The 13,568-nt window shown below is 42.3% G+C and carries 7 protein-coding genes; 2 read left to right on the top strand and 5 right to left on the bottom strand.

Translation table 11 applies throughout. The annotated features are described in order from the left end of the window. Nucleotides 1–88: 88 nt before the first annotated feature. The 3 genes from ANA7108_RS0118775 to ANA7108_RS0118760 form a co-directional block, all read right to left on the bottom strand. A complete protein-coding gene (locus tag ANA7108_RS0118775; protein WP_016952356.1) occupies nucleotides 89–1,288 on the bottom strand; it encodes a response regulator in 1,200 nt (399 codons plus the stop codon). Nucleotides 1,289–2,384: 1,096 nt separating this feature from the next. Further along, complete coding sequence (locus ANA7108_RS0118770; RefSeq protein WP_016952355.1) at nucleotides 2,385–3,218, bottom strand: FecR domain-containing protein; 834 nt, start codon at nucleotides 3,216–3,218, stop codon at nucleotides 2,385–2,387. Between the two features lie 554 nt (nucleotides 3,219–3,772). After that, nucleotides 3,773–5,572 carry a CHASE2 domain-containing protein gene (locus tag ANA7108_RS0118760; protein WP_016952353.1) on the bottom strand — a complete coding sequence of 600 codons (1,800 nt, stop codon included), beginning with the start codon at nucleotides 5,570–5,572 and terminating at the stop codon, nucleotides 3,773–3,775. Between the two features lie 208 nt (nucleotides 5,573–5,780). Here ANA7108_RS0118760 and ANA7108_RS0118755 point away from each other — a divergent pair, with 208 nt between their 5' ends. Further along, nucleotides 5,781–6,965: an FtsW/RodA/SpoVE family cell cycle protein gene (locus tag ANA7108_RS0118755; protein ID WP_016952352.1), complete on the top strand. Its 1,185-nt coding sequence runs from the start codon at nucleotides 5,781–5,783 to the stop codon at nucleotides 6,963–6,965. A 95-nt stretch (nucleotides 6,966–7,060) separates the two neighbouring features. Here the strand turns inward: ANA7108_RS0118755 and psaB are convergent, their stop codons facing one another. Next, nucleotides 7,061–9,292: a photosystem I core protein PsaB gene (psaB, locus tag ANA7108_RS0118750; protein WP_016952351.1), complete on the bottom strand. Its 2,232-nt coding sequence runs from the start codon at nucleotides 9,290–9,292 to the stop codon at nucleotides 7,061–7,063. Between the two features lie 129 nt (nucleotides 9,293–9,421). Continuing rightward, complete coding sequence (psaA, locus tag ANA7108_RS0118745) at nucleotides 9,422–11,680, bottom strand: photosystem I core protein PsaA (RefSeq protein ID WP_016952350.1); 2,259 nt, start codon at nucleotides 11,678–11,680, stop codon at nucleotides 9,422–9,424. 389 nt (nucleotides 11,681–12,069) lie between these two features. Here psaA and ANA7108_RS0118740 point away from each other — a divergent pair, with 389 nt between their 5' ends. Next, nucleotides 12,070–13,560 carry a hypothetical protein gene (locus ANA7108_RS0118740; RefSeq protein ID WP_016952349.1) on the top strand — a complete coding sequence of 497 codons (1,491 nt, stop codon included), beginning with the start codon at nucleotides 12,070–12,072 and terminating at the stop codon, nucleotides 13,558–13,560. The last annotated feature ends 8 nt before the right edge of the window (nucleotides 13,561–13,568 follow it).

The following is a 13,568-nucleotide window of genomic DNA, read 5'->3' as shown; positions in this document are numbered from 1 at the left end:
TGAATACATACAGACGAGTTCATGAATATCATGATTTTTTGCTAACTTGTATTAATAAATTGGTATCAGCGCCAACTATCAAGTCATGTTAACTGGAAACTTCTAAATTTGCTGTGTTTTTAACTGTTGAGCCAGCCTGCATTGATACGTATTTACGTATTACACCCATAACTCGCTCAGAGACTATCGGTTTGGATATAAAATCGGTAGAACCGACTACCTTAGCGCGAACTCTATCTAAAAGACCATCATTGCCAGTTAAGATAATTACTGGTGTATTACTGAAGGTAGGAATGCGTCGCAATTGAGTGCAGATTTCGTAGCCACTGGCTATTGGCATCACTAAATCTAAGAAAATCAAGTCAGGTTTGTGCTGAATCAAAATAGGCAAAGCTTGTACAGCATCTTCGATCTTGATAAACCTTAGTCCATTAGAAGTGATGATATCTTCTAACATTTTACAAACCAGGGGACTATCATCAACACAAGCCACCAAGGGAGCAATTTTATTTTTGGGCTGTCTAGGTGTAGAATTCTCAACTTCACTAACTTGTAAAGGTGCATCTGGGACTTCTACTAATTCAATAATTCCTTTAAGAATATAGGGAAGCAAGGAACGAGCAATCGGCATGACATCCTGCCTCATTTTTACACCTAGCTCTCGCAGAGTATATTTGCCATTAATTAAACTAACAAAGTTTTTGTATACAGATGGACTGACCATTTGCTGAAGTTGTTCTGGTCTCCGTAACACTGGTGATGAATTAGGAGAAACATTAGCCAAACCTACCTTTGACCAAATTGCCCATGAATCTTGCATCTGTTTTATAGACATATCTGCACTCGTGAAGCTCATTGGCATATCTAAAATAACGTCCTGGCTAAGATTAGACGTTACAGATGCAAAATCTACTTCCTGTGCTAAATCAAAAAAAAGTTCTGCAATTGTGTTTTCGACAATAGCTTGAATTTGTTCCCTTTGAATTTTCTGTCTTTTGTATAAGATATCTAAGAGGTTATAGTCCCAGTAATCGATAGCGATGTCTTCATCCCGACAACGGATTTTATCTAAATCGACATGAGGACAGTGTTGAGCCATTTGTCTGCGCCAACGCCTGAAAGGATGAGTTCCCCCTGTCGCCCAAACTAACCTGCCCAGACGATAGTAGAAAGCCCATTGTCGTCCCTTGGAACTCTTAATGCTTAATTTTCCGTTGTATTGTAATTGAGTGCAGCTTTTAAACTCATTTAATAAGTTATGAGATTCTATGAGTTCTGAGTTGGTCATACTTTATTCCTTGTAATCAATAAGTCAGTCTCCAGAACACCCATACTAGCTATGTATTAGTTAGCAAGCATCTTAATGTTAGCGATCGCAAACTCCGTCAACTAATATGAGTAGCACCCATTGATTTTCTATATACTTGGTAGATAGTATTCTTAAGCTTCGATTGAGAATATTAGTAAATATAAATCAACGGAGGCTTCATTTAATGCTTTGTACCCTACACCCTGATAACATTTCCATGCTTAGTTAAATTTGTTATATCCCCACACGAATGCGCCTTTGCCACTGACATTCTATTTTACTTCCTATTTGATGATTTTATATCCGTATTAATACTGTTTTTATTTTGGCGATTATCGCCACTCCACTAAAAATGATTAAAAAAGTTGATGTATTGTTGAACAATCCTTAGTAAAGTTCACCAATCTTTACATTACTTTTATACATTTCTTAAAAAGAAAAGTCAAATTTTAATTTGAGCTTTAAGTACGCCCGTAAATTTATTTTACATGACAAAAACCGAATAAACCCAATATCGTTAATTAATTTAGCGTCAACTTTACTAAAAAACTTGGTTAATTAGGAAATTTATGACAATTTCTTAGGACTTACGCAAGTGTCACACCAAAAATCTATTGTAGGGTGCGTCAGATATCAAAAATCCGTTTATTTACTAGATTTATGCAGTCTGACGCACCCTACCAATGTGCCAGTTGCGTAAGTCCTGTTTCTTTGTCTTTCGCTGACAGGTTTAGTTTGTATAAGTTTCATTAAAGTATTTATATCTTAAACAATATCTAATTTAGATGCAGTTATTAATGCTTGATTACATAACATAAAGATTAACTGCTATTATAAGATTGATTATTATTTGCTTAAAAGAGTATTTGGGAATTATAATTAATTTCTGCTTCAGCGATTATATTTTACAGATAAGCAGAAATATACATAACTATTACCAGATATAAATTTATCTGAGTGATTTATAAAGCATTCATTGTGTATTAGTCCGAGTAGGTTCAACTTTGCTTGTCTAGCATCGCATTCTATTGAAAAAGAGATTTATCGGTAAACTTTATGAGTTTACAAACATCCTTTAAGGGACTGCAAGTTCATATAACTGCTTTTTACCTAAAGGAGTAACTACAAAGGCTTCCAATCTACGATTAGTGGGTAAAGGAAGAGTAATATTAAACTGACCATTAGAACCGATATTCAGCCGCTGCTTGGCGATCACTAGCAAGTTAACAGGATCAATAATACCGACAATTTTCACCTGCTTGTTATTGGCTATGAGTTGACGAATATCCAGAATAGTATCCTCACGTAGAGGAACTGGTTCAGAAGGTGGCTCTCCGGGAATTGTCAGATTTTGGAACCCAGCATTTACTAACTTTGTTTGCCCTTGAGCAGTTATGGCCACACTACCCTTCATAGTACCAATTCCCATTTTGCCATTATCTTGTACACTCACACCGAATTCAGTCCCTCTCACTCCAGCTACTCCAGCAGGAGTATGAATTTCCAAACGAGAGGATGGATTAGTTAATGGACGATGTTGCAGACGAACTTGCCCAGTCTTTACCTGGAGTTCTGTAATCCGTTCACCATTCTCGCCCATCTGAAGTTTATCTACAGATATAGTTGTATTTTCGGAAACATTGATAAAACCAGTCCCTGTATCAATTATCAAAACGGCACTGGAACCTTGCTTGGTAGTGATGGTATCCCCTACAGATTCTAGACGCATACCGCTGCGAGCAGGTTGAGATGACTGCCCACGAGAATATAGTACCTGTCCGTTGATACGAGTTACTTCTATCCAACGATTTATCTTAACCTGTAATTGATTATCTGCTGCGGAAGCATGAAGGGTAATAACTAGTGCAAACATGAAGAATATCAAGTTGCCAGCCCACCAAGTTTTCATATCTATCTCCAGATGATTGTCTGTACTGAATAATCCAGTCAAAGGTTTCCTACTGAGTAGTTTTTTGGTGAAAATAAACAACTCGTGCATCTAGCCCTTCGGATCTCAAAAAATGAGACAAGCATTCAGCCTCTTCTCTCCTTGAAGATGCTCCAGCATATACATAAATTCCCAACCTGTGCTGTGCCAGAAACGCATCAGCAATATGATTTCTGACGAGGTTTAATAATTCATCGGATTGGCCAGGGACAGCTACCACATACGGACGGGCTGGAATTTTGCCGATGACAATTACATTGTTCTGTTGGATACTGTTGAGGGATTTGCTAACTTCAGGCAGGCTGTTGGGAATGCAAGGGGGTGGCTGGGTCCCGGCCTTACATGATAAAGTTTCCCATAAAACAGCAGTAACTATTGCTATAATCAGATACCTATGCACCGATGCACCTACTCACCAGATTGTTAGAGCTTTTTCAATAACCAAAGAAATGTCAAATAATTCTTTGATTGGCTACAATTTACTGTATCAGTTCTTTTTCAAGAATGTCTGGTTTTTACACCTGGGTCTTGTCAAATTCACGTTTATTCCCGGTAATAGAATAAACCATTGTTATTTTTTTGCGGCCTCGCAGCTGTAATTGCTGTACTTGTCGGGTATAAAAGTGTTGCTTAATCAGCTGAAAAGTTGTTTCGCTTACTAAGATGCTATGAGGATTTTCCTCTTTTACATTTTTGTTGAGTTGTTCCAAACGAGCGGCAATATTCACAGCATCTCCCAATACAGAATAATTTAATCGTTGAGATCCACCAATACTGCCAGCAACTACTAGACCTGTATGAATTCCAATACCGATGCTAATGGTGGGCTGACCCAGCCGTTTTAATTCCTGATTTAAAACCACTAATTTTTCCTGCATGGAAATTGCCGCCAAGACAGCATCAATGGCATCTTGTTGAATTTCCTTGGAATGGGTGTGGGGGAAGGGAATACCAAAAACAGCCATAATAGCATCGCCAATGTATTTATCAACTACTCCGTGATGCTGTTGAATGCACTCAGCCATAGCACCTAGATAAGAGTTTAGCCAGTTGAGTAATTCTCGTGGTTTCATACCCTCAGAAATTGTAGTAAAGCTCCGAATGTCGGTAAATAAAACCGTTGCTACCATTTCTTTGGCATCTAATTGACCATTTTGAAAAATCTCGTCCCGATGCTTCCAAATTAATTCTGCTGTTTCTTGAGAAACATGACGAGCAAATAAACTCATCAATTGTTGTTTTTCCTTTTGTTCTTGCCATTGAATACTTAGCCCTGCTAAGAGGATAGTACCGATAGGTGCAGCTGTAGGCAACCAAAGATTAGAGATTGTTAGCCCTAAAACTGATACGCTAAACCACGTTATGGGCAACAGCCCTAAAAAAAGAGTTCGTTCCTGAAATTGCAAAGGAACTAGTATTAGACTAGAACCGATGCCAATAAGAAATAATATCAAGAGTTCAAACTTAGCAGGTAATCTTTTTAACAGTCGTTTATTAAGTATATTATCAATAACGGCGGCGTGTAGGTAGACACCAGAGGTTGGGGGTATTTGATCAAAGGGAGTTTTCAAAGGATCGTTTGCTCCCGTTGCAGTCAGTCCCACCAAGACAATTTTGTTCTTTAATTTAGCTGTATCTACCTTTTTTTCGACAACATCGATAAAGGAGTAGGTGGGGATTCCTTGATTTCCCTGAGTAGGACCTAACCAGTTAATCAAAACTGATTGTGCGTTTACTGTCGATTGCAGAGGTGGTAACTGAACCAATGATTTCCTGGAGTTAGTACTATTGGCGCTAAAGGTTTGCTGCAAACTATGATTGTATTTTTCCAGTAATGTCATGCTGAAGGAAGGAACTTGATTAATGTAGAGAGATAATTGACGTGTTACTCCATCCAAGTCGGCATTTTTGGCAATGTGTCCTTTGGCAGTGACATGATCTAGAATTGGGACTGGCAGCAGGGTTTGTTTTTGTAAACCGGGGGCAATTGCTAAAACAACTTGGCCATTGATTGCCATTGCTTCGGCCAGTTGTTCGTCGTAGCTGGTAGGTTCAGTAAATAAAATATCAAAGCCAATGGTTGCAGGAGGAGAGGCTTCTAGTGTTTCTAATAATTGAGTATAGCGATCGCGTGACAAAGGAAACTGTCCATATTGACGTAATGTAGCATCATCAATGCCAATAACGACTATGCGTGAATCCCAACTGGGATGAGGTAGATAGTTGCGTGTAGAGAACAATAAATTAAATCCGAGTAACTCTAAAGTAGACCAAGCACCTATTTGCCATAATCCAATTGAGAATAGTGTAGTCAATACGTAATATTTCCGAAAATAGTTGTCTATAATTATTCTTCGTCTTAAGTATTTAAGCATTTCTCGAAGATATATTCAGTAAATCACCAACTTATCTGTTTAGGCTGGTTATGGAGTGTAGAGAAAGAAAAGGATTAGCTAAATTGATTTAAGAGTTAATTTGCGAGTGGAATCTAAAATAACTTATATTCCTCTATGTTAATACCTCGTGAATCTACGCCAACTAATACCAATTTTTGATAATTCCGTCTCTACCTGGGCTTTAGAAGCGCGATTGTTGCGCTGGTTAACATTAATTTGGCTGTTTGTCGGCTTAATTATGCTTTTTTCCGCTTCCTATCCTGTTGCTGATGAACGTCAGGGTGACGGATTGTACTATTTTAAGCGCCAGGTTCTGTGGGTTTTAGCTTCCTTAATCATCTTCAACATCATTGCCAATCTCCCATTGCGAAAAATTTTGGGGGTATCTCATTGGTTCTTAATGCTGTTTTTATTGTTAATTTTCGTCACCCTTATCCCAGGATTAGGAAAGAAAGCTTTTGATGCAGCTAGATGGATAGCCTTGGGACCAATTCCCATTCAACCATCAGAATTGATTAAACCCTTTTTAGTATTGCAAAGTGCGCGAATCTTTGGTCAATGGGAAAAATTAAGTTGGGGGGTTCGTTTGTCTTGGCTGGGTGTGTTTTGTCTTGTATTATTAGGCATTTTGGCTCAACCTAACTTAAGTACAACAGCACTCTGCGGTATGACAATTTGGTTAATTGCCCTAGCAGCGGGACTACCATACAAATACTTAGGAGGAACAGCTATTGGTGGAGTCCTATTAGCAGTACTCAGTATTAGCATCAAAGAATATCAACGCAAGCGGGTGATGTCTTTCCTCAACCCCTGGGCTGACGCGACAGGAGATGGATACCAATTAGTGCAAAGTTTACTAGCGGTAGGTTCAGGTAACACTTGGGGGGCTGGATTTGGGCTTTCTCAACAAAAGCTATTTTACTTACCAATTCAAGACACCGATTTTATTTTTGCTGTTTTTGCTGAAGAATTTGGCTTTGTTGGCAGTATCTTACTTTTGTTACTTTTGGCAGTATTCGCCACACTGGGATTAATTGTAGCGCTAAAAGCCAAAAATTCTGTACATCGATTGGTAGCAATTGGCGTAACGGTTGTGATGGTAGGACAATCACTGCTGCATATTGGTGTGGCTACAGGTTCTCTCCCAACTACAGGTTTACCCTTACCTATGTTTAGTTATGGTGGTAATTCCATGATTGCTAGTTTGGTATCTGCGGGATTGTTGATTCGAGTAGCAAGGGAAAGTAGTGAAGCGGAAGTAGTCCCTTTGCGACATAGCCAACCGGAAAATAGACGGACAAGACGGATGTAACTGTTGTCGTAATTCACCTAAGCTGCCCACCCAAACAAAAAAATCCCCCACCTTACGGCAGGGGATTTTTAATTAGCTACAACTAGTAGTCAAGATCAACCGAACTTACCAGCAGTAGAAGCAATGAGGAACGCCGCGTAGGTGACGATATAGCCAACAGTGAAGTGAGCTAAACCGACCACACGAGCTTGAACAATGGAGAGAGCAACGGGCTTATCTTTCCAGCGAACCAAGTTAGCTAGAGGAGTACGCTCGTGCGCCCAAACCAAGGTTTCAATTAACTCTTGCCAGTAACCTCTCCAAGAGATAAGGAACATGAAACCAGTTGCCCAAACCAGGTGTCCGAAGAGGAACATCCAAGCCCAAACAGACAAGTTATTCATGCCGTAGGCGTTGTAACCGTTAATCAACTGAGCAGAGTTAGCCCAGAGGTAATCACGGAACCAGCCCATCAAGTAGGTAGAGTTTTCGTTGAACTGAGCAACGTTACCTTGCCAAATACCTAGATGTTTCCAGTGCCAGTAGAAGGTTACCCAACCAATGGTGTTCAACATCCAGAACATAGACAGGTAGAAAGCGTCCCATGCGGAGATATCGCAAGTACCGCCACGGCCTGGACCGTCGCAGGGGAACGCATAACCGAAGTCCTTTTTATCGGGCATCAGTTTAGAACCACGAGCATCCAAAGCACCTTTAACAAGTACCAAGGTGGTGGTGTGAATAGCCAAAGCGAATGCGTGGTGAACCAAGAAGTCGCCAGGTCCGATTGTTAAGAAGAGGGAGTTAGTGCCAGAGTTAATGGCATCTAACCAGCCAGACAACCAAACGTTACCGTAGTTGGGATAGGCTGTGTAAGCGATGCTATCGGGGTTAGACAGCAATGTGTCTAAACCGTAGAGTACTTTACCGTGAGCAGCTTGAATGAACTGAGCAAATACTGGCTCAATCAAGATTTGCTTTTCAGGAGTCCCGAAAGCAACTACTACGTCGTTGTGAACGTACAAGCCCAAGGTATGGAAGCCTAAGAATAGAGATACCCAGCTGAGGTGGGAGATAATCGCTTCTTTGTGCTGCAAAATCCGGTCTAATACGTTGCCTTTGTTTTGTTCGGGGTCGTAGTCACGTACCCAGAAGATGGCAGCGTGGGCGAATGCACCAACCATCAAGAAACCAGCGATGTACTGGTGGTGTGTGTACAATGCTGCCTGTGTTGTGTAGTCCCTAGCAATGAATGCGTAAGGAGGCAGGGCGTACATATGCTGCGCCACCAAGGAGGTAATAGTTCCTAGTGCTGCCAATGCCAAAGACAGTTGGAAGTGCAGGGAGTTATTGATGGTGTCGTACAGACCTTGGTGAGGCAGGTTGAACTGACCTTCACTCTTGCTACCGGGAACTAAACCGGATTTGGAGTTCAGCATTTCTTTGATGCTGTGACCAATTCCGAAGTTAGTGCGGTACATATGACCGGCGATGATGAAGATAACAGCGATCGCCAAGTGGTGGTGAGCCATGTCGGTCAACCACAAGGATTCTGTTTGGGGGTGGAAACCGCCCAAGAAGGTGAGAATCGCTGTACCAGCACCAGTGGAAGTACCAAACAGATGACCTGCGGTGTCAGGGTTCTGAGCGTAAACACCCCAGTTACCAGTGAAGAAGGGAGTTAAGCCTTCTGGATGGGGAGCTACAGTCAAGAAGTTATCCCAGCCTACGTGAATACCACGAGATTCAGGAATAGCAACGTGAACCAAGTGACCAGTCCAAGCCAAGGAGCTAACACCGAATAAACCAGCTAAGTGGTGGTTCAGGCGGGGTTCAGCACTCTTAAACCAAGAAAGACTAGGACGGAACTTGGGTTGCAAATGCAACCAACCGGCAAACAAGAATACTGCTGACAATAGGAGAAGACCAACTGAACCGGTATACAGTTCTGTGTTTGTCCGCATCCCGATGGTGTACCACCAGTGATAAACACCGGAGTAAGCAATATTTACAGGATTGCTTGCACCAGCTTGGGTGAAAGCTTCAATCGCAGGAGAACCGAAGTGTGGGTCCCAAATCGCATGGGCGATGGGACGGACGTGAAGGGGATCTTTAATCCACTGTTCAAAGTTACCTTGCCAGGCTACGTGAAACAGGAGGCTGGATGCCCACAGGAAGATGATTGCCAAGTGACCGAAGTGCGTAGCGAAAATCTTTTGGTAAAGATTTTCTTCCGTCATGCCATCGTGGCTTTCAAAGTCGTTGCCTGTAGCGATCGCATACCAAATCCGACGAGTAGTCGGGTCCTGTGCGAGATCCTGGCTAAATTTTGGAAATTTTGTTGCCATAGGTTTTGATATGTCCTCTGACCTTTAGCCATCAGGTGTCAGTGTTTAGAGTTCTGAGTTTTGAGTCCTGAGTCCTGAGTTTTAACTGATTACTCAGCACTCAGCACTCAGCACTCTACAAACTGATTGCTACCCTACTGAAAGGATGTGTGCATGGAAGAATGCCCAAGTGGTGGCAATTCCTCCTAATAGATAGTGAGCTACGCCTACAGCCCGACCTTGAGTGATGCTCAAAGCACGAGGTTGAATGGTTGGTGCTACTTTCAGTTTATTGTGCGCCCAAACAATCGACTCAATTAGTTCTTGCCAGTAGCCACGACCACTGAACAGGAACATTAAGCTGAATGCCCAAACAAAGTGAGCGCCTAGGAACATCAGTCCATAAGCAGAAAATTCACTTCCGTAGGAGTTGATGACCTGTGTAGCTTGCGCCCACAGGAAGTCACGCAACCAGCCGTTAATGGTGATGGCACTTTCAGCGAAGTTACCGCCAGTAATGTGATTTACTGTGCCATCTGCGTCTACAGTTCCCCAAACATCAGATTGCATTTTCCAGCTGAAGTGGAAAATCACAATTGACAGGGAGTTATACATCCAGAACAGTCCTAGGAACACGTGATCCCAACCAGAAACTTGACAGGTACCGCCACGACCTGGACCGTCGCAAGGGAAGCGGAAACCTAAGTTTGCCTTATCTGGAATCAGACGAGAACTGCGGGCGTACAGTACACCTTTGAGCAAAATCAGAACAGTGACGTGAATGGTGAAGGCGTGAATGTGGTGAATTAGGAAGTCTGCGGTACCCAAAGCTATGGGCATCATTGCGACTTTGCCGCCTACTGCCAACACACCGCCACCAAAAGCATAGCTAACTGGTGCTAACGCATTGGGTGCTGTGCCGCCTGGAGCCAGTGTGTGTAGGTTTTGTACCCACTGAGCAAACACAGGTTGCAACTGAATTGCTGCGTCGGAGAACATATCTTGGGGACGACCCAAGGCACGCATTGTGTCGTTGTGAATGTATAAACCAAAGCTGTGGAAGCCAAGGAAAATACATACCCAGTTCAGGTGAGAGATGATAGCATCACGGTGACGAATCACGCGATCCAGGACGTTGTTTTGGTTAACAACAGGATCGTAATCCCGTACCATGAAGATCGCTGCGTGAGCAGCACCACCAACAATCAGGAAGCCACCGATCCAAATATGGTGAGTGAAGATACACAACTGTGTAGCGTAGTCAGTTGCCAAATATGGATAGGGAGGCATCGCGTACATATGATGCGCGATGATGATTGTCAAGGAACCCAAGAAGGCCAGGTTAGTAGCCAACTGAGCGTGCCAAGAGGTGGTCAGGTTTTCGTAAAGACCTTTGTGACCTTCACCAGTGAAGGGTCCTTTGTGGTTTTCTAGGATATCTTTGATGCTGTGACCGATACCCCAGTTGGTGCGGTACATATGACCGGCAATGATGAACAGTACAGCGATCGCTAAGTGGTGATGAGAAATATCAGTCATCCACAAACCGCCTGTTACGGGGTTCAATCCGCCTTTGAAGGTCAGAATGTCAGCATAAGTTCCCCAGTTCAAGGTGAAGAAAGGTGCTAAACCACTGGCAAAGCTGGGATACAACTCTGTGATTAAGTCTTTGTTCAAAATGAACTCGTGGGGCAAGGGAATGTCCTTGATGGCAACACCTGCATCCAACAGTTTGTTAACTGGTGCGGACACATGGATTAAGTGACCAGCCCAGCCCAAAGAACCACAACCTAGTAATACTGATAAGTGATGATTCAGCATTGACTCCACATTCTGGAACCATTCCAGTTTGGGAGCGCGTTTGTGGTAATGGAACCAACCTGCAAATAGGAACAAGCCTGCTAGTACCAAGCCACCAATCGCAGTTACGTATAACTGGAAGGAGCTAGTTATACCCCAGCCTCGCCATACTTGGAACAAGCCAGAGGTGATTTGAATGCCGTGGAAGCCACCGCCCACATCACCGTTTAAAATGTCTTGTCCAACAATAGGCCAAACTACTTGAGCGCTGGGTCTAACGCCTAATGGATCGCTCAACCAGGCTTCGTAATTGGAGAACTTAGCGCCATGGAATAACATCCCGCTCAACCAGATTGCTACTACAGCCAGATGGCCAAAGTGCGCGGCGAATATCTTACGGGATATGTCTTCTAAATCGCTTGTATGAGTGTCAAAATCGTGGGCGAGGGCGTGCAGGTTCCAAATCCAGGTGGTGGTTTTTGGACCTTTGGCTAAGGATCTGTCGAAATGTCCAGGTTGCGCCCATTTTTGAAATGAGGTAGGTACTGGATCATTGTCAACGATGACTCTTGCTTTCTTTTCCTCTCGCTCCGGAGGACTAATCGTCATTCGACCTCCTCTCTAAATAAGGAATGAGGACTTGGGAATACCACATACTTAGCTTTACTCGCAATTCTAGCGATTTTCTGGAACCGCGATCATCGCGCTGTGTGGATAGTTGTTTCTGTTGAATTATAGAGTCTACACTTGTACTTTGTTAGAGACATTTTAACAATAATTAAAAATTGCCAGATTTCTTGTCTTATCTGACTTTTAAAGTAAAAGAAATTGTGAAAATGTCAATAGATTATCTATTTAATTTACAAAGAATAACAATTCTTAAAACTTATAGTTACTATTGAGGGTAGCAAATTTGCTCTTTTGCGCTATAGTTCGCTAGGCACAGTTTGCGCCACAATCATCTGTCAAACGTTGAAGACTATCACAGGGTGGAAGGAATGAACTCTAAGCGTAAAACTGCTTTAGAGAAACTCAAATCTAGGAGTTTCCCGATCCTCAAATGGCTAATAAAATTGGTGTTGGTCTTAAGTTTATGCAGTTGTGTTGAGACGGCAGGCAGTCAAGAAGTATCAATTGATAATCAAGCAAAAGCGCCGACAGTTTCCACAATTTCTGGGCATTTTACAGAAACTACTCCGCCAGATGTGATCCAAGAACTACGTCCCAGCTTGGAAGGTTATCAGCCACAAGTGACTATTCTGAGTCCCCAAGTGGATGAAGTTATACAAGATGATACGGTTAAAGTCAGTTTGCAAGTCAAGGATCTGCCAATATTTAAAGATCCTCAATGGCAACTTGGACCACATTTAACGCTAATTCTGGATAATCAACCTGACATAGCTATTTACGACTTAAATCAGCCTTTGGTTTTACCAGACTTATCTCCTGGGACTCATACTCTCCGAGTCTTTGCCTCTCGTCCTTGGGATGAAAGCTTTAAAAATGAGGGCGCTTATGCCCAAACAACATTTCACATTTTTACTAAAACTGACGATAACAATCCTGAATCCCATTTACCAGTACTGACTTACAGTCGTCCCTATGGCAGTTACGGTGCAGAACCGATTATGCTGGATTTTTATCTAACTAATGCGCCTTTACATATTGTTGCTGAAGAGAATCCTGAAGACACTATGAGTGATTGGCGTATTCGCTGCACGATTAACGGTGAAATTTTTGTTCTTGACCGTTGGCAAACACCATATATCAAAGGCTTCAAACCTGGTAAAACTTGGGTAAAACTAGAATTTCTCGATAACCAGGGAAACCCTGTCAAAAATGTTTTCAATAGTACAGTCAGATTAATTAACTACCAACCCACCGCTAAAGATACGCTTTCGAGAATCATCAGCGGGGAACTAACAGCTGATAAAGTTCGCGGTATTGTAGACCAGAACTATACAACTAAGATTCCTGAAACGGAAACTGTTCCAACTCCCAAAGTTGAAAAAACACCGGAACCGCAACCTGAGTTAGAAAAGCCACTAGTTCCTGAAACGGAAACTGTTCCAACTCCCAAAGTTGAAAAAACACCGGAACCGCAACCTGAGTTAGAAAAGCCACTAGTTCCTGAAACGGAAACTGTTCCAACTCCCAAAGTTGAAAAAACACCGGAACCGCAACCTAAGTTAGAAAAGCCACTAGTTCCTGAAACGGAAACTGTTCCAACTCCCAAAGTTGAAAAAACACCGGAACCGCAACCTGAGTTAGAAAAGCCATTAGTTCCTGAAACGGAAACTGTTCCAACTCCCAAAGTTGAAAAAACACCGGAACCGCAACCTGAGTTAGAAAAGCCACTAGTTCCTGAAACGGAGACTGTACCAACTCCCAAAGTTGAAAAAACACCGGAACCGCAACCTGAGTTAACACCCACACCTCCCGCTATTAAATTTGCAGCACCAGATCCCAAGCCAAAAGTAATCAGCTAAAGCGCAAC

The organism is Anabaena sp. PCC 7108, assembly GCF_000332135.1.
Classification (GTDB): Bacteria; Cyanobacteriota; Cyanobacteriia; order Cyanobacteriales; family Nostocaceae; genus Anabaena.
This window is presented reverse-complemented; position numbering and strand designations above follow the sequence as displayed.